Annotated in this window: 17 protein-coding genes; 9 read left to right on the top strand and 8 right to left on the bottom strand. The window is 73.1% G+C overall.

From position 1 onward, the window contains the following. The first annotated feature begins 18 nt into the window (after positions 1–18). From ABJI51_RS12090 to ABJI51_RS12080, 3 genes are all read left to right on the top strand, one after another. A complete protein-coding gene (locus tag ABJI51_RS12090) occupies positions 19–624 on the top strand; it encodes a TetR/AcrR family transcriptional regulator (RefSeq protein WP_348950175.1) in 606 nt (201 codons plus the stop codon). Then, the gene (locus ABJI51_RS12085; RefSeq protein ID WP_348950173.1) at positions 621–2,231 is read left to right on the top strand and encodes a CocE/NonD family hydrolase; all 1,611 of its coding nucleotides are present in this window, start codon (positions 621–623) and stop codon (positions 2,229–2,231) included. Before ABJI51_RS12090 ends, ABJI51_RS12085 begins: the two co-directional genes overlap by 4 nt. 153 nt (positions 2,232–2,384) lie before the next feature. Continuing rightward, positions 2,385–4,313: a DNA/RNA non-specific endonuclease gene (locus ABJI51_RS12080; protein ID WP_348950171.1), complete on the top strand. Its 1,929-nt coding sequence runs from the start codon at positions 2,385–2,387 to the stop codon at positions 4,311–4,313. A gap of 10 nt (positions 4,314–4,323) precedes the next feature. On the opposite strand, the gene ABJI51_RS12075 is transcribed toward ABJI51_RS12080, so the two are convergent. Continuing rightward, on the bottom strand, positions 4,324–9,009 hold the full coding sequence (locus tag ABJI51_RS12075) for a CHAT domain-containing protein (RefSeq protein ID WP_348950169.1): 4,686 nt from the start codon (positions 9,007–9,009) through the stop codon (positions 4,324–4,326). Between the two features lie 174 nt (positions 9,010–9,183). On the opposite strand from ABJI51_RS12075, the gene ABJI51_RS12070 reads away from it, so the two are divergent. Together ABJI51_RS12070 and ABJI51_RS12065 are read left to right on the top strand one after the other, a co-directional pair. Beyond that, positions 9,184–9,546 (top strand): hypothetical protein, encoded by a 363-nt coding sequence (locus ABJI51_RS12070; RefSeq protein WP_348950166.1) that lies wholly within the window; start codon positions 9,184–9,186, stop codon positions 9,544–9,546. Beyond that, positions 9,543–10,427 (top strand): hypothetical protein, encoded by an 885-nt coding sequence (locus ABJI51_RS12065; RefSeq protein WP_348950164.1) that lies wholly within the window; start codon positions 9,543–9,545, stop codon positions 10,425–10,427. The genes ABJI51_RS12070 and ABJI51_RS12065 overlap by 4 nt, the downstream gene beginning before the upstream one ends. A gap of 39 nt (positions 10,428–10,466) precedes the next feature. On the opposite strand, the gene ABJI51_RS12060 is transcribed toward ABJI51_RS12065, so the two are convergent. Then, positions 10,467–11,108 carry a GntR family transcriptional regulator gene (locus ABJI51_RS12060; RefSeq protein WP_348950163.1) on the bottom strand — a complete coding sequence of 214 codons (642 nt, stop codon included), beginning with the start codon at positions 11,106–11,108 and terminating at the stop codon, positions 10,467–10,469. A 22-nt stretch (positions 11,109–11,130) separates the two neighbouring features. On the opposite strand from ABJI51_RS12060, the gene ABJI51_RS12055 reads away from it, so the two are divergent. Beyond that, positions 11,131–11,547 (top strand): VOC family protein, encoded by a 417-nt coding sequence (locus tag ABJI51_RS12055; RefSeq protein WP_348950161.1) that lies wholly within the window; start codon positions 11,131–11,133, stop codon positions 11,545–11,547. On the opposite strand, the gene ABJI51_RS12050 is transcribed toward ABJI51_RS12055, so the two are convergent. The 6 genes from ABJI51_RS12050 to ABJI51_RS12025 are packed head-to-tail and all read right to left on the bottom strand — an operon-like array spanning position 11,527 to position 18,020. Next, positions 11,527–12,519 (bottom strand): TerC/Alx family metal homeostasis membrane protein, encoded by a 993-nt coding sequence (locus tag ABJI51_RS12050; protein ID WP_348950159.1) that lies wholly within the window; start codon positions 12,517–12,519, stop codon positions 11,527–11,529. The two genes, ABJI51_RS12055 and ABJI51_RS12050, sit on opposite strands and share 21 nt — an antisense overlap. Before the next feature lie 57 nt (positions 12,520–12,576). After that, positions 12,577–13,614 (bottom strand): acyl-CoA dehydrogenase family protein, encoded by a 1,038-nt coding sequence (locus ABJI51_RS12045; RefSeq protein WP_348950157.1) that lies wholly within the window; start codon positions 13,612–13,614, stop codon positions 12,577–12,579. After that, positions 13,611–14,519, bottom strand: a complete 909-nt coding sequence (locus ABJI51_RS12040) for an acyl-CoA dehydrogenase family protein (protein WP_348950155.1) — start codon at positions 14,517–14,519, stop codon at positions 13,611–13,613. Before ABJI51_RS12040 ends, ABJI51_RS12045 begins: the two co-directional genes overlap by 4 nt. After that, the gene (locus ABJI51_RS12035) at positions 14,516–15,646 is read right to left on the bottom strand and encodes an acyl-CoA dehydrogenase family protein (protein ID WP_348950153.1); all 1,131 of its coding nucleotides are present in this window, start codon (positions 15,644–15,646) and stop codon (positions 14,516–14,518) included. Before ABJI51_RS12035 ends, ABJI51_RS12040 begins: the two co-directional genes overlap by 4 nt. Continuing rightward, on the bottom strand, positions 15,646–16,491 hold the full coding sequence (locus tag ABJI51_RS12030; protein ID WP_348950151.1) for an enoyl-CoA hydratase: 846 nt from the start codon (positions 16,489–16,491) through the stop codon (positions 15,646–15,648). Before ABJI51_RS12030 ends, ABJI51_RS12035 begins: the two co-directional genes overlap by 1 nt. Beyond that, positions 16,488–18,020 carry a FadD3 family acyl-CoA ligase gene (locus ABJI51_RS12025; protein ID WP_348950149.1) on the bottom strand — a complete coding sequence of 511 codons (1,533 nt, stop codon included), beginning with the start codon at positions 18,018–18,020 and terminating at the stop codon, positions 16,488–16,490. Before ABJI51_RS12025 ends, ABJI51_RS12030 begins: the two co-directional genes overlap by 4 nt. An 82-nt stretch (positions 18,021–18,102) precedes the next feature. Here ABJI51_RS12025 and ABJI51_RS12020 point away from each other — a divergent pair, with 82 nt between their 5' ends. Genes ABJI51_RS12020 through ABJI51_RS12010 form a run of 3 tightly spaced genes read left to right on the top strand, consistent with a single transcriptional unit; the run spans position 18,103 to position 21,167 of the window. Then, positions 18,103–19,248, top strand: coding sequence for an acyl-CoA dehydrogenase family protein (locus tag ABJI51_RS12020; RefSeq protein WP_348950148.1), 1,146 nt, complete (start codon positions 18,103–18,105; stop codon positions 19,246–19,248). After that, positions 19,245–20,006, top strand: a complete 762-nt coding sequence (locus ABJI51_RS12015) for an SDR family oxidoreductase (RefSeq protein ID WP_348950147.1) — start codon at positions 19,245–19,247, stop codon at positions 20,004–20,006. Before ABJI51_RS12020 ends, ABJI51_RS12015 begins: the two co-directional genes overlap by 4 nt. Before the next feature lie 9 nt (positions 20,007–20,015). Next, positions 20,016–21,167: an acetyl-CoA C-acetyltransferase gene (locus ABJI51_RS12010; RefSeq protein WP_348950145.1), complete on the top strand. Its 1,152-nt coding sequence runs from the start codon at positions 20,016–20,018 to the stop codon at positions 21,165–21,167. The last annotated feature ends 4 nt before the right edge of the window (positions 21,168–21,171 follow it).

Raw genomic sequence — 21,171 nt, 5'->3', positions numbered from 1 at the left:
CTGTCCATTATCGGAGGCGTGAACGCGGACTGGACGACCGAAGCACCCGCGAAGGACCGCCGGGTGCGCCGGACGCGCGCCGCCCTGATGCGGGCCGCCGTGGACCTGGTCGCGGACCGGGGCACCGCCGCCGTACCCGTTTCGGACATCGCCGACGCGGCCGACGTCAGCAGGCAGGTGCTCTACCAGCAGTTCGGCGATCGCGACGCCCTGCTGCTGGAAGCCGCGCTCGACCTCGTCCGGCGGGAGCTGCTCGGTGAGCTGTCCGGGGCGGGGCCCGGCGACGACCGGGCGTCGATGCTCGCGCTGGCGCGCCACTTCGCCACGCACCGGCGGTTCTACCGCGCACTGCTGACCAGTTCGTCCGCGTACGCGCTCACCCAGGCGCTGACCAGCGTGTTCCTGCCGATCAACCGGGAGCACACCGGCAGGCTGGCCGGACGGCGGCTCGGGCCGCGCGGGGTCGAGGACCTCGCCACCTTCCTCACCGGCGGGGCCGGCGCCCTCGTCAACACCTGGGTCGTCGACGGGCCGGACCCGCTCGACCCGGAGGAGTTCACCGGACGGCTCATGCGGATCCGCTCGGTCGTCACCGACCTGATCACGAAGGAGCCGAGCCGATGATCAGCCGCCTTCTCGAACGCCTGCTGCGCCTGCCCGCGCCCGCGACGCGGGACGTCGTCGTCCAGCGCGACCTGCGGGTCCCGATGCCCGACGGCGTCGAGCTGCTCGCCGACCGGTGGGCACCCCGCCACGGCGGGGACGGCCTGCCGGCCGCGCTGCTGCGCAGTCCCTACGGCCGTCGGCTGCCCTTCGGCACGCTCATGGCGCGGCCGCTGGCCGAGCGCGGCTTCCAGGTGCTGGTCCAGAGCACCCGCGGCGGCTTCGGCTCCGGCGGCGTCTTCGATCCGCTGCGGCAGGAACGCGAGGACGGTCTCGCGACGCTGGACTGGCTCGTGCGGCAGCCGTGGGCCGGCGACGCGATCGTGCTCGTCGGCGCCAGCTACCTCGGATACGTGCAGTGGGCCGTCGCCGACCGCCTGCCGCCGCAGGTCAAGGCGATGATCCCGCACGTCACCGAGTCCGGGCTGACGCTGGAATTCCTGCGGGAGGACGGCCTTTCGCTGGAGACGCCGTTCGGCTGGGGCGTCCAGGTCGCGACCCAGGAGCGGCGCTTCGCGCTGCTGCGGCGGCGCGGCCAGGCGAAGAAACTGCAGCAAGCCCTGAGCACGCTGCCGCTGGCCCAGGCCGACGTCGTCGCCATCGGCCACCGCTCGGACTACATCCAGGACGTCCTCGCCTTCCCGGACACCCACCCGAGGTGGGCCGGGCTCGACCACCGGGCCCGGGTCGCGGACGTCACCGTGCCGGCCAGCTCGTTCGCGGGCTGGTACGACATCTTCCTGCCCGGCCAGCTGCGCGACTTCCGGACCCTGCAGGACGCGGGACGGCGGCCGCGGCTCACGGTCGGGCCGTGGACCCACGCCGGCGACCTGGTCGCCGGGGCGAGCCTGACCCTGCGGGAGACCGTGGAGTTCGGGCTGGCACACGCCCGCGGCGAGCAGCCGCCGGAACGCGCGCCGGTCCGGTTGTTCGTCATGGGCGAGGAAGCCTGGCGCGACTTCGCCTCCTGGCCGCCGGAAGGCTATGCGCCGCAACGGTTCCACCTGCAGCCCGGCGGGGCGCTGGCCAGGCAGGAGCCCGGAGAGTCCGCGCCGGACCGCTACCGCTACGACCCGGCGGACCCGACGCCCGCGGTGGGCGGCGTCCGCATGGCACCCGACGCGGGCCGCGTCGACAACACGGCACTCGAAGCCCGCGCGGACGTCCTGACCTATACGACCGGCGTGCTCGGCGAGGACGTGGAAATCGTCGGCGAAGTGAGCGCGGAGATCTTCTTCCGGTCGAGCCTGCGGTTCGCCGACGTTTTCGTCCGGCTCTGCGACGTCGGCCCGGACGGCCGCTCGGTCAATGTCTGCGACGGGCTCACCAGCCTGAAGAACGCGGACGAACTCGCCGCCGTCACGGTGACGCTGTGGCCGACGGCGCACCGGTTCCGGCGCGGGCACCACATCCGCGTCCAGGTGTCCAGCGGCGCTTTCCCGCGCTACGCCCGCAATCCCGGCACCGGCGAGCCGCACGCCACCGCGGTGACGCTGCTGGCCGCCGACCAGGAAGTCCACCATGGACCCGGGCGGGCGTCGGCGGTGATCCTGCCCGTCCGCACCTGACGGACGGTGATTTTCCCCGATTCCGGAAACGGCGGGAAAAGCGACCATCACAGCCTGGTGCGCATTTCGCCGAAAGTGCGCGAAAACGTGTAACACACCCCCGGAGAAGGCGACTAACGCGGTGTTTTCCGCATCGTACCCGGGGAGGCACCGGTGGAAGAGCACGCCGCACAACAGAAGGCCGTCGCCGCCCGTGCCCTCAAGCGCGCCGGGGAACGGCTGGCCCGGATCGCGCTGCTGCGCACGCCCGGCGGGATCGCCCAGGCCGATGACCCGCGGCGCGTGGCCACCCGGATCGACCGGCTCGGCCGCTACTACCCCGACGTCCGCCCGGTCAGCCCGGCGGCGATCGCGGCGGGCGAACCTGACGCCATGACTGCGGCAGGCGCGATCCTCGAGCGGATCATCCTCACCGACGACCTGCTCGGCGTGGGCTACCTCGAAGGCGGGGTGCGCGCCGCGGCCGCCGTCGGGCGGGTGAACATCCGCGACGACCGAGGCAGGCTCACCGGGTACGGCACGGGCTCCCTGGTGTCACCGGAACTGCTGCTGACCAACCACCACGTGCTGCCGGACGCCGCGACCGCCGGGTTCAGCGTCGTCGAGTTCGACTACCAGGACGGCCCCGACGGCCTGCCCCGGCCGGTGCGGGCGTTCGGGCTCGACCCGGACCGCTTCTTCGCCACCGACGCGGACCTCGACTTCGCGCTCGTCGCCGTCAAGGCGGCCGACGGGGAACTGGCCGAGTTCGGGTTCAACCGGCTGATCGGCACCGAGGGCAAGGCGATCGTCGGCGACTTCGTCACCATCGTCCAGCACCCGCGGGGCGGCAAGAAGCAGATCGCGCTGCGGGAAAACCGGATCGTCGACGTCCTGGACCGGTTCCTGCACTACGAAACCGACACCGAACCCGGGTCGTCGGGCTCGCCGGTGTTCAACGACCAGTGGGAGGTCGTGGCCCTGCACCACGCGAGCGTCCCGGCCCCGGACCACGCCGAACTCGGCAGCTGCCTCAACGAGGGCATCCGCGTCAGCAGGCTGCTGGAGTTCCTGCGCGGCAAGCAGTTCCCCGCGGCACAGCAGGCACTCCTCGACCGGCTGTCCACCGCCCGGCCGGAGCGCACCGCGCCGGCCCCGCAGGAGCCGGGCCCGCAGGCGCTCACCCTGACGCTGCCGCTCGACATCCGCCTGCGCGCCGAACCGGCCGCGGCGCCCGCCACCGGCCGGATCGACCCGGACTACTCCAACCGCGAGGGCTACGACCCGGGCTTCCTGCCCGGGCACACCGTGCCGCTGCCCACGCTGCCCGACGCGCTCGTCCCGCTGGCCGCGCTCAACCGGCAGGCGACCGGCGAGCCGAAGTACGTCCTGCCGTACCACCACTTCAGCGTCGTCATGCACCGCGTGCGGCGGCTGGCGATGTTCACGGCGGTCAACATCGACGGGCACACCAGCCGGGCACTGCGCCGCGAAGCCGACCACTGGTCGCTGGACCCGCGGATCGACGCCGGCGAGCAGATCGGCGAAGAGATCTACCGCGCCAACCCGCTCGACCGCGGGCACCTGGTCCGCCGCCTCGACCCGGCGTGGGGCCCGACGGAGGCGATCGCCCAGGAGGCCAACGACGACACGTTCCACTTCACGAACTGCTCGCCGCAGCACAAGGACTTCAACCAGAACAAGACGACATGGGCCGGGCTCGAGGACTACATCCTGACCAACGCGGACACCTTCGACCTCAAGGTCTCGGTACTGACCGGCCCGGTACTGGCCGAGGACGACGACCGCTACCGCGGCGTCCAGCTGCCGCGCCAGTTCTGGAAGGTGGTGGCCATGGTGAAGCAGAACGGAAAGCTGTCGGCAACGGCGTACCTGCTCAGCCAGGAGGAGCTGATCCACGGCCTGGAGACGGCAACGGAGTTCGACTACGGCGCCTACCGGACCTACCAGGTGCCGGTGCGCCGGATCGCCGAGCTGACCGGCCTGTCGCTCGGCGAACTGCCGGACGCCGATCCCCTGGCAGGCCTGGAATCCACAAGCGTGGCCACGGAGATCCGGACCCCGGCCGACCTCGTGCTCTGACCCGCCCCGGTCAGGCACCCGAATGGATCGGCGCGACCCAGTTCACCACGTCACCCGGATCGTCCTCCCGCAACGCCCGAACCGCCTCGTGCAACGCCACCGCAGGCCCCGCCGCCAGACCCTCATAGACCCGCCCGGCGATCTCCGCCGCGGTGGCGTCGGAAATCGGCCAGAGCGCGGCGATCACGTGCCGGAAGCCCGCGAGCTGGAACGCCGAGGACAGGTGGATGGCCTCGTCCGCGAGGTCGGCGCTGGTCCGGAACGTGTCGCAGGCCGACAGGTAGGCGAAGTAGGCCGACGATGAGTGCCGTGCGGCGATGTCGGTGATCGACAGGGTGCCCTCGTGCAGGACGAGGTGGCTGCTCGACGGGTCGTCCAGGTCGGCGGTGGCGTGACAGGCGAAGTGGACGTGGGTGGCGGTGCCGAGCGCCGCCGAGACCGCGGCCGGGGTCGCCTCCGGCACGACGCGGGCGCCGCGCAGGTGGGCCGCCGCCACCGCCGCTTCCGCCTCGCCCGCGGTGAGCCGGGGGTGCCCGGGGACGGCGGTCGCGGTGACGACGAGCGCGTTCTCCTCGCCGGGCGGGACGCCGGGTCCCTCGCCGCGCACGAGGCTGCGCAGGGTCAGGGCGTAGGAAGACACGGCGCGGTCGAGGACGGACTGGCCGGGTTCGTCGTGCCGGCCCGCCGCGTGCAGGGGCAGCTGGACGAACGGGCCGGTCGGCACCCACCACAGCCGCAGCGGGGGCGCGCCGGGACCGGCCTCGCGCAGGACCGGCTCGGCGACGGTGTCCCACAGCCAGCCGAGGAACTCGACCACGCTGTCCACAATGGACACGCGCGCGCCGTAGCCGGTGGTGGGGTCGTGGAACGACCGGATCGCGGCGCCGAGTTCGGCGGCCCGACCGGCCAGGATGCCGTCGTCCACATCGGACAGCGGCACGAGCGCGAGCCTGCCGCCCCGCACGATCAGCGCGTCGAAGCCGAACCGGCTGGCGTTCAGCACGACCGCCGCCGCGCCGTCCGGCACCGCGCGCAGGACGTCGCCGGTGCCCGGCGGCCGCAGGAACCGCTCGTGGCCGGGCAGCGCGCGGATCTCGGCGACGACGGCGTTGCACTCCTCGGCCAGCCGGTGCAGCCGGTCGCTGCCCAGCCCGCCCGGCTGCGCGTCGAGCTGGGTCCGCAGGTCCACGAACCGGCGGGCGAGCTCGGGCTCGCGCCGCTGCAGGTCGCCGATCTCGTCGCGGGTTTCGAACGCCTGGGCCAGGAGCACGCCACGGCCCTGTTCGAGCAGTTCCAGCGCCCGTCCCGGGTCGCCCGCGCGGATGGCGCACGCGGCGGCGTCGGGGCCGAGCCCGGCGAAGCGGCGGAGCTTGAACTCCTGGTCACTGCGGTGCAGGCCCCGCGCGACGGCGAGCGGCAGCAGCTCGATGGCCGTGGCGTACGCGGCGACGGCCGTCGCCCAGTCGGCGCGCCGCCCGGCCAGCCGTCCCCACCACCGTGCCGCGTCGCAGCGCAGGTCGGCCGGCGTCGTCTCGGACGTGGCGACCTCTCGATAGGCGGCCGACGCCGCCGTGTAGCTCTCTTCGTCCTCGTCCGCGGTCTCCGCCAGGCAGTGGCCGAGGTTGACCAGCCAGTGACTGCGGTCGGCCCCGATCTCGGCGCCGTCGAGCAGGGTGCGGAGGATGCCGATCGCCCGCGCGCCGTCCTGCGGGTCGCCGGTGAGCTGGTACCGGGTGGCCAGCGCGGCCGCGAGCCGCCCCTGCCAGTCCTGGTACTGGTAGTGCGCGGGGCTGCCGGTCCGGACCGCGGTTTCGGCCAGCTCGATCGCCTCGCCGAGCAGGGCCAGGTCGGGCGGTGCGGATTCGCGTGCCCGCACCAGGAACGCGGCGGCGAGCCCGGACAGCACCTTGGGCCGCAGGACGTGACCCTCGGGCAGGGCGCCGAGACCGTCCCGGAGCGCGGCTTCCGCCTCGTCGAGGTCGGCGCCCGAACCCGTGCGCTGCGCCCGCACCCACAGGCTGATCCCGAGGTCGGCCAGCACCTCCGGCCGCTCCCCCGCCGGGTAGGACTCGTCGGCGGCCACCACGCGCTCGGCGGCGATGGCTTCGTCGAGGTCGGCCAGCCTGCCGAACCGCTCGTAGCGCAGCCGCAACGGGCCGGCGAGGTTGACCAGCCGCCGGCTCAGGTCCGGATGGCCGGTCCCCGCGGCGGCTACCGCCCTGCGCTGCAACGCGATCGCCTCGTCCAGCTCGGCCTGGTCGTCGGTGACGCCGAAGCGGCGCATCAGGACGACCCCGAGGTCCGAGAGGGTGCCCTCGTCCGGGTGCGCGGCCACGGCCTGCCGCAGCAGGCCGAGCGCGTCGTCGACGTCCTGGCGGACGTGGGTCACCTCGAACCGCGAGCACAGCGTCAGCCCCAGCGCGGCCAGCCGGCCCGGGCGGTCCGGCGACGCCGCCTCGGTGGCTTCCAGCGCCGCGCGGTGCGCCTCGACCGCCGCGTCGGCGTCCGCCGCCAGCCCGGTGCGCTCGCACCGCACGCGCAACGCGACGCCGAGTTCGTCGAGAACCTCCGGGTCTCCTGGCGTGGCCGCCGCGCGCAGGGCGTCGACGGCGGCGTCGAGGTCCGCCGGATCGCCGAGCCGCCGGTACCGGCGGGACAGCGCGGAGCCGAGCACCGACCACCGCTTCCGCTGCGTCTCCTCGTCGGCCGGGTCGGCGATCCGCTCCCGGAGCCGGTCGACCAGCTCGGTCAGCAGCTCCGGATCGCCGGTCCGGTCCTGCGCGACGGCGAGCGCGTCGATCAGGCTGTCGAACGCCTCGGCACGCAGGGCGGGTGCGCCGTCGTCGGCGATCCGGCGCAGCAGGGTGACCGCCTCCGCGGTCGCCGCTTCGTCGTCGCGGTCGTGGCCTCGCCGCTTGAGGGCGAGCGCGAGGCCGTGCTCCCGGATCCCGTGGGACGGCGTGTTGGCGGGCGTGGCCGCGACGGCCTTCCGGTACAGCTCGATCGCCTCGTCCAGGCGCGCGCCGTCGCCGGACACCTCGTAGTCCGCTTCCAGCGCGGTGGCGAGGTTGGTCAGCCGGGCGAGCCGGTTCCGGTCGTCCTCGGGGGTCTCGGCAACGACGCGGCGCAGGAGCGCCAGCGCCTCCCGGGCGTCGTCGGGTTCCTTGTCCAGCTGCCACCGCTGGAGCAGCACGCCCGCCAGCGCGGAGCGGACGACCCCGGTGTCCGGGGCGGCGGCCAGCAGGCTCGCCGCCTCGTCCAGGTCGGCCCGGCCGGTGTGCTTCGCCCGCAGCGAAAGCAGCACCGCCAGCTGGGACACGCCCGCCGCCTCGGGATCGGAGTCCCGCGACCAGTGGCGCGAGGCCTCGATCGCTTCGTCGAGATCCTCGCGCCTGCCGTACGCCTGGTAGACCTTGCGCAGGTCGTCGGCGAGCGAGACGTTCGCCAGTTCCCGGTAGGACCAGTCCGCCGGCATCACGGCGCAGAGGAACCGGGCGATCCGCGCTGACCATTCGTACGTGGCCAGGTCGGTCCCGGGCTGCGAGGTGCGCACCAGTGCCTCGCGCAGCAGCGGCTGCGCCCAGTCCTCGGACAGCGCGGCCGGGGCGTCGTCCCGCAGCAGCCGCCGCGCCCGCTCCAGCTGCGCGGGATGGCCGGTGTCGGCGTAGCGCTGCAGCAGCACCGCACCCAGCAGCTCGGCGAGGCTCTCGTCGTGCCCGGGCGCCGCCCGCAGCGCGGCGCGGAGGAAGATCGCCACGCGGTCCGGACCGGACGTCGACGGGGGTGCCGCCGGGAGCCGGTCGAGGATGCCGATGGCGACGAACCGCAGGACGTCGTGCGGCGGCGGGTCCACGGCCTCGTCGTAGCGCGAGCCGTGGTGGATCAGCCGCATCGTCTCGGCGAGGTCGGCCGGGTCGCCGGTCTCGGCGAACCGCGCGGCGTAGGCGGCGGTGCGCCAGCGGAGCACCTCGTCGCGCCGGCCGTCGTCCAGCTCGGCCGAGTCCTGCACCTCGGTGAGCAGCGCGACCGCGGTGTCCACATCGGACAGTTCGCCGCCTGCTTCGAACCACTGGACCAAAGCCTGGCCGAACTCGGCGCGGTCGGCCGCGGTGGCCGCCCCGGCCGCGTGGACGAGCGAGAACGTCTCGACGGCGTGGGCCAGGTCGTCGAGGTTCCCCGTGGCCGTGTACAGCTCGAGGTGGATCGCGGCGCGGTAGGCCGTCGCGGACAGCCGCTCGTCCTCGTCCCGGCTCGCGGACTCGGCGCGCCGGAACACCTCGGCCGCCACCTGCGCGTCACTCGTGTCGTCGCCGCGGGCGAAGTACCGGCGCATCAGGGCGGCCCCGAGGTCGAACCACAGCCGCGGCAGCTCCAGGTCGTCCTCGATCACGTAGCCGAGCGCGGAAAGTCCCGCGTCGATGGCTTCGTCGAGGGCCTGGCGGTCGCCGGATTCGTACCGCCGTTTCAGCTCGGCCGCCCGCCCGGCCAGCCACGCGAACTCCCCGGCGGGCGAGGCCAGGAAGCCGGCGACCTCGGCGGGCAGCGCGCCCGGGTCGGCGTCGAACACCGGCTGCAGCAACGAAAGCGCCGCGCGGCGGGAGCCGGTCGCCTCCCCGGGATGGGACGTCGCGCGGTGGCGGTACCAGAACATCAGGCCCGCGGTGCGCAGCACGGCGAGGTTCTCGGTCCCGGCCATGGTGTCGAGCAGTGCGTAGGTCTCGGTGACGGCTTCGGCCGCGAGCAGCGGAGCCGGGTCGCCGTCCTGCAGGTAGGCCGCGATGCGTGCCTCGACGGCGGCGGCCGGATCGTGGCTCAGCGAACACCCCCCGGTTCGGACGGCCTTACACTACCGCACCGGAGGTGGGGAACGGTGGACAATCGCGAGGCGCTCGCCTGGCTCTGCGAGGCGCTGCCGGTGGCCCGGGAACGGGCGGCGGGCACCGACGCCGAAGACGCACTGGCGGCGCTGCTCGCCGAGGCCAGGGCCGGCCAGGACGTCGCGGGGCAGGCCGACGCCCTGCGCCGCCGTCTCCGGCTGCCCCGGACCGGGACGAGCCGGGCAGGCGACGGCGGGATCGTGGGCATCCCGGGCCTGGCAGGCGGCCACCCGGTCGTGGAGATCCACGGCTGCCCGCACGGGAAGTGCGCGCGCACGTGGGTCCGCCAGCCGGGGGTGCGCTCCCCGGAGTGCGGTCTGCACGGCGGCCGTCTCCAGCGTGCCGGGCAATCGTGAACGCGTTCCTGGACGAGGTCGGCCGCAAGCTCGCCGACCGCTGGCTGACCGTGCTCCTGCTGCCGGGCCTGCTGTTCTGCGCCGCGGTGCTCGCGGCCGTCGTCCTCGGCCACGCGCACGCCCTCGACGCTGGCCGGTTCGTCACCGCCACGGTGAGCCGGGTCGCGACGGTCCGCCGCGGCGACAGCGCGGGCCCGTGGGTCCTCGTCCCCCTGCTGGCACTCGCGGCGTGCGCCGCCGCGCTGGGGGCACGGTTCGCCGGCGGGCTGGTGCGCCGCACCTGGCTCGGCCAGTGGCCCGCCTGGATCCGGTGGCTGACGGCTCCCCTGGTGCGACGCCGGGCCCGCCGCTGGCAGAGCGCCGCCGACGCGTACGCGGACGCGGTGCGCAAGGAGGCGGGCGAGGAGACGATCCAGCGCCTGGCGGCCCGGCGCAACGCCATCGCCCTGGCCCCACCGACCCGCCCGAGCTGGACCGGCGACCGCATCGCGGCGATCGACGCCCGCGTCTTCGAGACCTACGAACTCGACCTGGGGACGGCCTGGCCCCGCCTGTGGCCGCTGCTCCCCGACAACCTCCGCGCGGACCTCCGCAGCGCGGGATCATCGTTCGACAACGCGGCAACCCTCGCCGGCTGGGCCCTGCTGTACGCGGGGGTGGGCATCGCCTGGTGGCCGGGATTCGCGATCGGGCTGGCCTGCTTGCTGACGGCCGTCCACCGCGCCCGCGACGCGGCGGCGGTCTTCGCCGACTTGATCGAGGCGAGCGTCGACCTGCACGGACCCGACCTCGGGCGGGCGCTGAAGCTGGCGGAGGCGGACCAGCCGCTCACCCCGGACCTGGGCCGCCGGATCACCACCACCCTCCGCAAGGGCGCTTGAGGTTTCTGCCTCCGCGACGCGACTTCGGGCTGGGTGGGTTCAGCCGGTCAGGATGTCGAACGCGTGGCGGCGGTGGGCGGCGAACAGCTCGAGTGCCGCCTCGCTGTCGCGGGACCGCAGGGCAGCGGCCAGCTCCCGGTGCTCGGCCGGGATTCCCTCCAGGTAGCCGTCGGTCTCGACGGTGATCCGCGTCAGCAGGAACAGGTGGACCTGGGACCGGATCGCGTGCCAGGCCTCGGCCAGGCGCCGGTGATGCGCGGCCGCGTACACCGCGTCGTGGAAGTCCAGATCGCAGCGGACCATCTCGTGTGCATCGGCCGCGCGCTCCATGCGGGTCACCGCCGCGTCGATCGCGTCGAGGGCTTCGTCCGTCGCGTGGGCGGCGACCCGGGTGACGGCCAGCTGTTCGAGCGCCGCCCGCAGGCTGTCCAGCTCCGCGATGTCCACATCGGACAGTTCGGTCACCGTCGTGCCCCGGTGCCACTCGCTGCGGACCAGGCCTTCGCGTTCCAGTTTGAGCAGGGCCTCCCGCACCGGCCCGCGGCTGACGCCCAGCGCGCCCGCCAGCTCCACCTCCCGCAGCTGGGCGCCGGGGGCGTACGCCCCGTCGAAGATCGCGTCACGGATGCGGTCGGCGACCTCGTCGGCCAGACCCCGGCGGCGAGCCGGCAGCACACTCATGTTTTGATGTTAACATTCGAACATGACGCTGCCCCGCTTCCACCTCGCCATGCCGGTCGACGACCTGGCCGCCGCCCGCCGCTTCTACGGCGAAGTCCTCGGCCTCGGCCAGGGCCGCAGCTCGGACACCTGGGTCGACTGGGACCTGCACGGCCACCAGTTCGTCACGCACCTGGCGCCGAAGGGCCCCGAGCGGGTCCACAACCCGGTCGACGGTCACGACGTGCCGGTCCCGCACTTCGGCCTGCTGCTCACCGTGCCGCAGTTCCACGCCCTCGCCGAGCGGCTGCGTGCCGCGGGCACGGAGTTCGTGATCGAGCCCTACGTCCGCTTCGCCGGACAGCCCGGCGAGCAGTGGACCATGTTCCTGCTCGACCCGGCAGGCAACGCCCTGGAGTTCAAGGCCTTCGCCGACGACTCACAGGTCTTCGCGGTCTGAGGCCCGCAGCGCACCCGGGTGCGCCTTCGCGGCCGGGTCGCGGCGCGTCTTGACCAGGCTCGCGACGGTCACCACGGCGAGCACGCCGATGATCACCGCGAGGCTGACCGGCGTGGCGATCTCCGGCACGCGCGGGTCGAGGTCGACGTGGGCCCAGTGCAGGATCAGCTTCACGCCGATGAACGCGAGGATCACCGCGAGCCCGGCCGAGAGGTAGACCAGCCGGTCCAGCAGCCCCTTCACGAGGAAGTACAGCGCGCGCAGGCCGAGCAGGGCGAACGCGTTGGCGGCGAAGACGACGAACGGCTCCTCGGTCACCCCGAACACCGCGGGGATGGAGTCGAGCGCGAACAGCAGGTCGACGCCGCCGATCGCGACGAGGACCACGACCAGCGGCGTGACCATCCGGCGGCCGGAGACCGTGGTGGTCAGCCGCCCGCCGTCGTAGGTGTCCGACACCGGCAGCACCCGCCGCGCGGTCCGCACGACGAGGTTGTGCTCGATGTCGGGGTCGGCGTTGCGGTGCCGGAACAGCTGCACGCCGGTGTAGATCAGCAGCAGGCCGAACAGCAGGAACATGAACGAGAACAGGGCGAGCAGCGTCGCGCCGAGCGCGATGAACACCGCGCGCATCACCAGGGCGAGCACGATCCCGAAGGTGAGCACCTTGTGCTGGTGCTCCTCCGGGACGGCGAACGTCGTCATGATGATCACGAAGACGAACAGGTTGTCGACCGACAGGCTCTTCTCGACGAGATAGCCGGCGAAGTACTCGGTACCGGCCTCCCCGCCGTGCGCGAGCGCGAACCAGACCCCGAACGCGACGGCGACCAGGATGTAGCCCACCGACCAGGCGACGGCCTCGCCGAACCCGACCCGGTGCGGCCGGACGGCGGCGAGCACCAGGTCGACGGCGAGCAGCGCCAGCACGACGCCGATCGTGACGAGCCAGGTCCCGGCACCGATCCCCATCCACTCCCCCGCTCTCGATCTTTGCCGCGATCGTAGGGGCGGACGGGGCGGCGCGCATCAGGAGCCGGGATCGCCGAAGAGCAGGGCGGTTCCGTGGGCGCGCTTGAAGTACAGGTGCGCGTCGTGCTCCCAGGTGATCGCGATCCCGCCGTGGAGCTGGATCATCTCCGCCGCCGCATGCGAGAACGCCTCGCTGCACACCACCTTCGCCGTCATCACGGCTTCCGCGTCCCCCTCGGTCAGCGCCGCGTACAACGCCGAGCGGGCCGCTTCGACGTGGACGTGCACGTCGGCCATCCGGTGCTTCAACGCCTGGAACGAGCCGATCGGGCGGCCGAACTGACGGCGCTGCTTCGTGTACTCCACGGTCAGCTCCAGGGCGCGGGCCGCCGCGCCCACCTGCTCGGCCGCGACCGCCACCACCGCCGTGTCCCGCAGTTTCCGCAGCGGGCCGGTGAAGCCGCCGAAGTCCAGGCGCCGGGCCGGGGTGGCGGCGAACTCGACCGTCGCGAGCCGCCGCGTCGGGTCGACCGCGGTGACGCGTTCGCGGCGGACACCCGCCACCGGGACCTCGAACAGGCCGGTTCCGTCGTCGGTGCGGGCCACGGCCAGGAGGACGTCCGCGGTGTCGCCGTCCAGGACGTAGCAGGCGCGGCCGTCCAGCCCGGCGGCCGACGCCGTCACCGCCGGGGTCCACCGGCCGTCCACATCGGACCACGCGAGCGCCGCGACCGTCGTGCCCGCCGCGATGCCCGGCAGCAGCCGCTCGCAGGCTTCGTCGTTCCCCGCCAGCAGCAGCGCCTCGCCGCACAGCACCGCCGAGCCGAGCATCGGCGACGGCGTGAGCGTGCGGCCCAGTTCCGCCTGGACCACGCAGACCTCCGCGAGCCCGGCGCCTGCCCCGCCGTGGCATTCCGGGATGGCGAGCGCGGCGACGCCGATCTGCTCGCACAACGTCGACCACAGCTTGTCGTCGTAGCCCGGCGGCGAGCCGATCGCCGCCCGCACCGCTTCGGGACCCGACCGCCGCGCCAGCAGGGACCGGACCGCGTCGCGCAGGGCCAGGGCTTCCTCGGTTTCCATCGGGTCGGTCATCGCAGCACCCGCGTCCGGTGGAACGACCCGGTCCCCCACGCCCCGGCCAGGGCCCGCACCTTCGTCAGCCGCAGCCCGAGGTCGTGCTCGGCGGTGTAGCCGATCGCGCCGTGCACCTGCAGTGCCGTCCGCGCGGCCAGGTATGCCGCGTCGGCGGCCATGACCTTCGCCGCCGAGACGTCGCGGGCGAGCGTGTCCCCGGCGACGGCCGCGCCGTAGAGCAGCGGCCGGGCCAGTTCGAGCCGGGTGGCGACGTCGGCGAGCAGGTGCTTGACCGCCTGGTATTCGCCGATCGGCCTGCCGTACTGGCTGCGCTGCTTCGCATACGCCACCGCCGCGTCGAGCAGCCACTGCCCCGCGCCGAGCAGCTGCGCGGCCACGGCCAGGACGCCGAGGTCGAACGCGGCCGTCTCGGCCGCCGGTGCGGCCGGGACGCGGAACAGCCGCCGGGCCGGGTCGATCGAGCGGACGACCTCGGGGTCCCCGGCCGCAACGTCGGCGCCGGTGAGGTCCAGCACCACCCCGGCGACGTCGGCGTCCAGGGCCAGCGGCACGTGCGGCGGCGCGACGACGGTCGCCACGAGATCTCCCGCGGCGAGCGCGGCGAGCCGGTCGCCGGTCAGCAGTGCCGGGGCAACCGCCGCCGACTCGGCGAGCGGGCCCGGGACGGCGTGGTAGCCGAGTGCTTCGAAGGCGACCACCAGGTCGACCGGACCGGCGCCGAGTTCCTCGTCCACGAGCAGCGCGAAAACCCCGAGGTCGGCGAGGGCGCGCCAGAGCTTCAGGCCGCGGTCGTGTTCCCCCGCCGCCCAGGCCCGTGCGGTCGACGCGGTGTCCGCCCCGGCCAGGAAGTCGTGCAGAGAAGCCGAAAACTGCCGTTGCTCCGGCGAGAGCTGGAACCTCATCGGCGGGCCTCCCTCGGCAGTTTCAGCAGCCGTTCGGCGATGGTGTTGCGCTGGATCTGGTCGGTGCCGCCGTAGATCGGACCGGCGAGAGAGAACAGGTAGCCGTTCACCCACGCCGGGTCGGTCTCCGCGGCCGGGCCGAGGACGTCCAGCGCGGTTTCGTGCAGTTCGACGTCCAGATGCGACCAGAACAGCTTGTTGACGCTCGACTCCGGCCCCAGCTCGCCACCGTCGGCCAGGCGGCTCACCGTGCCGAAGGTGTAGAGCTGGTACGCCCGCGCCCCGATCCACGCGTCGGCCACCCTGTCCTTTGTGGACTCCGGTTCTCCATTAGAGCGCCATAGGTCCACCAACCGGGAAGCCGCGGCAAGGAACCGGCCAGGGCTGCGCAACGACAGGCCGCGCTCGTTGTTCGCCGTGGTCATCGCGACCCGCCACCCCTGCCCGACCTCGCCGATGACGTCCTCGTCGGGCACGAACACGTCGTCGAAGAAGATCTCCGCGAACCCGGGTTCGCCGTCCAGCTGCGGGATCGGCCGGACCGTCACCCCCTCGGCTTTCAAATCGGCCATGAAGTACGTCAGACCGTGGTGACGTTGAGCGGAAGGATCAGTGCGGAACAGGCCGAACGCGCGATCGGCGAATGCCGCCCGCGAACTCCACGTCTTCTGCCCCGACAGCAGCCAGCCACCGTCGGTACGCACCGCCGTGCTGCGCAATGCGGCGATGTCGCTGCCCGCCTCGGGTTCCGACCACGCCTGCGCCCAGACCTGCTCGCCGCGGGCCATCGGCGGCAGGATGCGGTCCCGCTGTTCCTGCGTGCCGTGGGCGAACAACGTCGGCGCCAGCATGAAGATGCCGTTCTGCGACACCCGGCCCGGCGCACCCGAGGCGTAGTACTCCTCCTCGAACAGCAGCCACTGCAGCAGCGAGGCGTCCCGGCCGTGGTACTCCCGCGGCCACGACACCACCGACCACCGCGCTTCGGCGAGCTCGGCCTCCCACTCGCGGTGCGCCGCGAAGCCTCCGGCGGTGTCCATCGACGGCAACGAACGCACATGGGCAGCAAGCCACTCCCGCGCTTCGGCACGGAACGCCTCGGACGCCTCGTCGATGTCGAGGTCCATCAGGCCCCCTTGTTCGCGTCACGCATCGACCGCGCCGACTGCCCGCCCAGTGAATCCTCCGAGGTCTCGGCGTTGTGCGCGTGCGCCAGATGGTGCAGCCCGAACACCGAGTCCATTCCGGACCGCAGGCCCATCAGGTCCTCGGCCTGGTTGACGGCTTTCTTCGCCAGCGCCAGCCCGAACTGCGGCATCCCGGCGATCTTCTCCGCCAGCTCCAGGGTCCGCTCCTCCAGCTCGGCCCGCGGCACGATCCGCGTCACCATCCCCCACTCCTTGGCCTGCTGCACGGTGAACCGCTCCCCGGTGAACAGCACCTCCTTCGCCGCCCGCGGCCCGAGCACCCACGGATGCGCGAAGTACTCGACGCCGGGAATCCCCATGCGCACCACCGGATCGGCGAAGAACGCGTCGTCGGCGGCCACGATCAGGTCGCACACCCACGCCAGCATCAGCCCACCCGCGATGCACGCGCCCTGCACACTCGCGATCATCGGCTTCGGGATCTCCCGCCACCGGCGGCACATGCCGAGGTACACCTCGGACTCGCGGGCGAAGCGCTGGTCGCCCCCGACGCGGTCGACGTGGTCCCACCACATGACCGCCCGCCGGTCGAACGACCGGTCCGCGTCCCGGCCCGGGCTGCCGATGTCGTGCCCGGCCGAGAAGTGCTTGCCCGCCCCCGCCAGCACGATCACCTTCACCTCGGCGTCGTTCACCGCGTCGGCGAAGGCGTCGTCGAGGGCGTAGGTCATCGCCGAGTTCTGCGCGTTGCGGTAGTCCGGGCGGTTCATCGTCACCACCGCGACCGGGCCGCGCCGCTCGTAGCGGACCACCGGTTCACTCATGCCTTCTCCTCGGTCAGCAGCCGCTTCAGCACCTTGCCGGAAGCGTTGCGGGGCAGCGCGTCGACGAACTCGACGAACCGCGGGGTCTTGTAGTTGGCCAGCCGCTCGCGGCAGAACGCGACGACCGCGTCTCCGGTCAGCCCGCTGCCGACGACGAACGCCTTGCCGACCTCGCCGAGCCGCTCGTCCGGGACGCCGACCACGGCGACGTCGCGGACGCCGGCCAGCTCGGTCAGTGCGCTCTCGACCTCGGCCGGGTAGACGTTGAAGCCGCCGCAGATGTACATGTCCTTGAGCCGGCCGGTGATCGTCAGGTTGCCCGCGCCGTCCAGCTCGCCGACGTCCCCGGTGTGCAGCCAGCCGTCCGCGTCGATCGCCTTCGCCGTCGCTTCGGGATCGTCGAGGTAGCCCAGCATCACGTTCGGCCCGCGCACGACGATCTCGCCGGGCGAGCCGTGGATGTCCACCTCGAACCCGGCGGTCGCGCGGCCCGAGGTCCGGGACACGACCTCGGCGTCGTCGCCCGGGCGGCACATCGTCACCACGACGGCTTCGGTGAGACCGTAGGCGGTGAGGACGATCTCGAAGCCGAGCTCCGCCCGCATCCGGCGGACCAGCGACGCCGCGACCGGTGCCGCCCCGGTGACCGCCAGCCGCAGCGACGACAGGTCGGCGCGGTGCTGCTCGTGCAGCAGCGACTGGAAGATCGTGGGCGCGCCGGGCAGCACGGAGATCCGCTCCCGCTCGATCAGCTCCAGCGTCTTCGGCAGGTCGAACACGGCCTGCGGGACGATCGTCGCGCCGGTCAGCAGCCCGACGACGATCCCGGCCTTGTAGCCGAAGCTGTGGAAGAACGGGTTGATCACCAGGTACCGGTCGCCGGCGGCGACCCGGCCGCACTCGGCCCACGCCGTCGCGACGCCGACCACCTGGCGGTGGGCCGACAGCACGCCCTTGGGCCTGCCGGACGTGCCGGAGGTGAACAGGATGTCGCTGACGTCGTCCGGTTTCACGGCGTCCGCGCGTGCTTCGGCCTCGGCGAGGGGAACCTTCCCGGCCAGCTCCAGGAACTCCTCCCAGCCGAGCGTGCCCGGGACCGGCCGATGTGGCTGTTCCAGGGCCACCCGGACGACGGTGGCGAGGTCCGGCAGCGCCGTGCCGGTCGCGCGGATCGCGGCGTGGCGGTCGGTGCCGAGGAAGTCCGCGGCCACGACGAGCGCGGTGGCGCGGCTGCGGACGAGCAGGTCCACGGTCTCCGCGGCGGTGAACCGGGTGTTGACCGGCACCAGCGTCGCGCCCGCGTACAACGCGCCCAGGGCGGCGAGGACCCAGTGATGGGTGTTGGGCAGGGTGATCGCCACCCGGTCGCCGGGCTGCACGCCGCACGCGGCGAAGGCGCGGGCGACGCCTTGAACACGTTCCAGAAGCTGGTCGTAGCCGAGCCGCAGCCCGCCGTCGACCAGGGCCTCGGCCGAGCCGAACCTGGCCGCGGCGTCCCGGACGACGGCCGGGATCGTGGTCTGTCCCACCGCACCCTCCTCTGGACCAGCAAACTAGAACGTGTTCTCATTACCCTAGGTGCCGGACCGGCCCGGCAGCAAGGAGGCGTGCGTGGAACCGACGCGACTGCGCCGCGAGGTCGCGGACTGGCTCGCCGTCAACCTGACCGGCGAGTTCGCCGCCCTGCGCGGGCTGGGCGGGCCGGGTCGCGAGCACGAGGCGTTCGACCTGCGCCTGGCCTGGGAGCGCCACCTCGCCGCGGCGGGCTGGACGTGCGTCGGCTGGCCCCGCGAGTTCGGCGGCCGCGGCCTCTCCCTGGACGAGCAGGTCGCCTTCCACGAGGAATACGCCGCCTCCGGCGCGCCCGCCCGGGTCAACCACATCGGCGAGCAGCTGCTCGGCCCGACGCTCATCGCGTTCGGCACCCCCGAACAGCAGCAACGGTTCCTGCCGAAGATCGTCAACGTCGAGGAACTGTGGTGCCAGGGCTACTCCGAACCCGGCGCGGGTTCCGACCTGGCCGCGGTCTCGACGTCGGCGGTCCTGCGCGACGGCGAATGGGTGATCAACGGCCAGAAGATCTGGACCTCGCTGGCGCACGTGGCCGGCTGGTGCTTCGTCCTCGCCCGCACCGAACCCGGGTCACAGCGTCACCACGGCCTGTCCTACCTGCTGGTGCCGCTGCGCCAGGACGGTGTCACGGTCCGGCCGATCCGGCAGCTCACCGGCACCTCGGAGTTCAACGAGGTCTTCTTCGACGACGCCCGCACCCCCGCCGACCACGTCGTCGGCGAGCCCGGCGAGGGCTGGAAGATCGCCATGGCGACACTCGGCTTCGAACGCGGCGTCTCGACGCTGGGCCAGCAGATCGGCTTCCGCCGCGAACTCGACGCGATCGTCGCCGAAGCGAAGCGCCTGGGCACCTGGGACGACCCGCTGCTGCGGGCCGACCTCACCCGTGCCCGCATCGGCCTGCGTGTCCTGCGCGCCCACGCCCTGCGCACCCTCGGACAGGCCGCCGGGCCGGAGGTCGCCGTCGGGAAACTGCTGTGGGCACAGTGGCATCGCGGGCTCGGCGAACTCGCCATGCGTGCCCGCGGCGCCCGGTCCCTCACCTCCGACGGCGCCGAACTCGACGAATGGCAGCGGCTGTTCCTGTTCACCCGCGCCGACACGATCTACGGCGGCTCGGACGAGATCGAGCGCACCATCATCGCCGAGCGCGTGCTCGGCCTGCCCCGGGAGGCCCGCCCGTGAACCCCAGCTACCCACCCGGCCACGACCTCCTCACCGGGAAGGTCGTGGTGGTCACCGCCGCCGCGGGCACCGGGATCGGGTCCGCCGTCGCGAAACGCTGCCTCGAAGAGGGCGCCCGCGTCGTCATCAGCGACTGGCACGAGCGGCGGCTCAAGGAGAAGGCCGCCGAACTCGGCGACGTCCACGCGATCCCCTGTGACGTCACGCAGGAAGACCAGGTCCAAGCGTTGATCGACGGCGCGGTGGAGCACTTCGGCCGGATCGACGTGATGGTCAACAACGCGGGCCTTGGCGGCACGAAGTCGGTGCTGGAGATGACCGACGAGGAGTGGTCCCGCGTCCTCGACATCACGCTGACCGGCACGTTCCGCTGCACCCGCGCGGCCTTGAAGCAGTTCGTGGCCCAGGGTGGCGGCGGGGCGATCGTCAACAACGCGTCGGTGATCGGCTGGCGCGCCCAGGCGGGCCAGGCGCACTACGCGGCGGCCAAGGCGGGCGTGATGGCGCTGACCCGCTGTTCGGCCCTCGATGCTGCCGAGCACGGTGTCCGGATCAACGCCGTGGCCCCCAGCCTGGCGATGCACCCGTTCCTGGCCAAGGTGACCAGCGACGAACTCCTCGACGAACTCACCCAGCGCGAAGCCTTCGGCCGCGCCGCCGAGCCGTGGGAGGTCGCCAACGTCATGGTCTTCCTCGCCAGCGACTACGCGAGCTATCTCACCGGCGAAGTCGTCTCCGTCAGCAGCCAGCACCCCTAGGAGCGTGTCGTGCCCGAAGCCTTCCTCCTCGACGCCGTCCGCACGCCCGTCGGGCGCCGCGGCGGCGCGCTGTCCGGGTGGCACTCCGCCGACCTCGGCGCGCACGTGATCAAGGCGGTCGTCGAGCGCACCGGGGTCGACCCGGACCTCGTCGACGACGTCGTCTTCGGTTGCACGGACACCCTGGGCCCGCAGGCGGGCAACATCGCGCGCACGGCGTGGCTGGCGGCGGGGTTCGGCGACCACGTGCCGGGCGTGACGGTCGACCGGCAGTGCGGGTCGAGCCAGCAGGCCGTGCACTTCGCCGCGCAGGCGGTCATGTCGGGCACGCAGGACCTGGTGCTGGCCGGCGGCGTGCAGAACATGAGCCGCATCCCGATCAGCGCGGCGATGCTGGCCGGGCGCGAGTACGGCTTCGACGACCCGTTCTCCGGCTCGAAGGGCTGGCAGGAACGCTACGGCGGCGCCGAGATCTCGCAGTTCCGCAGTGCCGACATGATCGCCGGGCACTGGGACATCAGCCGCGAGGCGATGGAGGAGTACGCGCTGCGCAGCCACCAGCGGGCACTGGCCGCCATCGACGCGGGCCGCTTCGACGCGGAAACCGTGCCGGTGGACGGCTTCCGGCACGACGAAGGCCCCCGCCGCGACACGTCCCTGGAGCGCATGCGGAACCTGAAGCCGTTGAGCGAGGGGTCCCGCCTGACGGCGGCGGTGGCCAGCCAGATCTCCGACGGCGCGAGCGCGGCTCTGCTGGCCTCGGCGGCGTTCGTGCGCGAGCACGACCTGACCCCGCGGGCCCGCATCCACCACCTGTCGGTCCGCGCGGCCGACCCGGTGTGGATGCTGACCGGCCCGATCCCGGCCACCGCGCACGCCCTGCGCAAGGCCGGGCTCACGGTGGCGGACATCGACCTGTTCGAGGTCAACGAGGCGTTCGCGAGCGTGGTACTGGCCTGGCTGGACGAGACGGGCGCGGACCCGGCCCGGGTGAACGTCAACGGCGGCGGAATCGCCCTCGGTCACCCGATCGGGGCGACGGGCACGAAGCTCCTCGCGACGCTCCTGCACGAGCTGGAGCGCCGCGAGGGGCGTTACGGCCTGCAGACGATGTGCGAAGGCGGCGGGACCGCCAACGTGACCATCATCGAACGGCTCTGAAGGC

Source organism: Amycolatopsis melonis (assembly GCF_040064235.1).
Lineage (GTDB): Bacteria > Actinomycetota > Actinomycetes > Mycobacteriales > Pseudonocardiaceae > Amycolatopsis > Amycolatopsis melonis.
The sequence above is the reverse complement of the archived record's forward strand: the minus strand, read 5'-3'. Positions and strand labels throughout refer to the sequence as shown.

Coding starts and splice junctions, on each gene's coding strand:
- ABJI51_RS12085 (WP_348950173.1), top strand. CDS start 621: ATGATCAGCCGCCTTCTCGAACGCCTGCTGCGCCTGCCCGCGCCCGCG.
- ABJI51_RS12075 (WP_348950169.1), bottom strand. CDS start 9,009: ATGGCCGGGACCGAGAACCTCGCCGTGCTGCGCACCGCGGGCCTGATG.
- ABJI51_RS12060 (WP_348950163.1), bottom strand. CDS start 11,108: ATGAGTGTGCTGCCGGCTCGCCGCCGGGGTCTGGCCGACGAGGTCGCC.
- ABJI51_RS12055 (WP_348950161.1), top strand. CDS start 11,131: ATGACGCTGCCCCGCTTCCACCTCGCCATGCCGGTCGACGACCTGGCC.
- ABJI51_RS12050 (WP_348950159.1), bottom strand. CDS start 12,519: ATGGGGATCGGTGCCGGGACCTGGCTCGTCACGATCGGCGTCGTGCTG.
- ABJI51_RS12045 (WP_348950157.1), bottom strand. CDS start 13,614: ATGACCGACCCGATGGAAACCGAGGAAGCCCTGGCCCTGCGCGACGCG.
- ABJI51_RS12040 (WP_348950155.1), bottom strand. CDS start 14,519: ATGAGGTTCCAGCTCTCGCCGGAGCAACGGCAGTTTTCGGCTTCTCTG.
- ABJI51_RS12035 (WP_348950153.1), bottom strand. CDS start 15,646: ATGGACCTCGACATCGACGAGGCGTCCGAGGCGTTCCGTGCCGAAGCG.
- ABJI51_RS12030 (WP_348950151.1), bottom strand. CDS start 16,491: ATGAGTGAACCGGTGGTCCGCTACGAGCGGCGCGGCCCGGTCGCGGTG.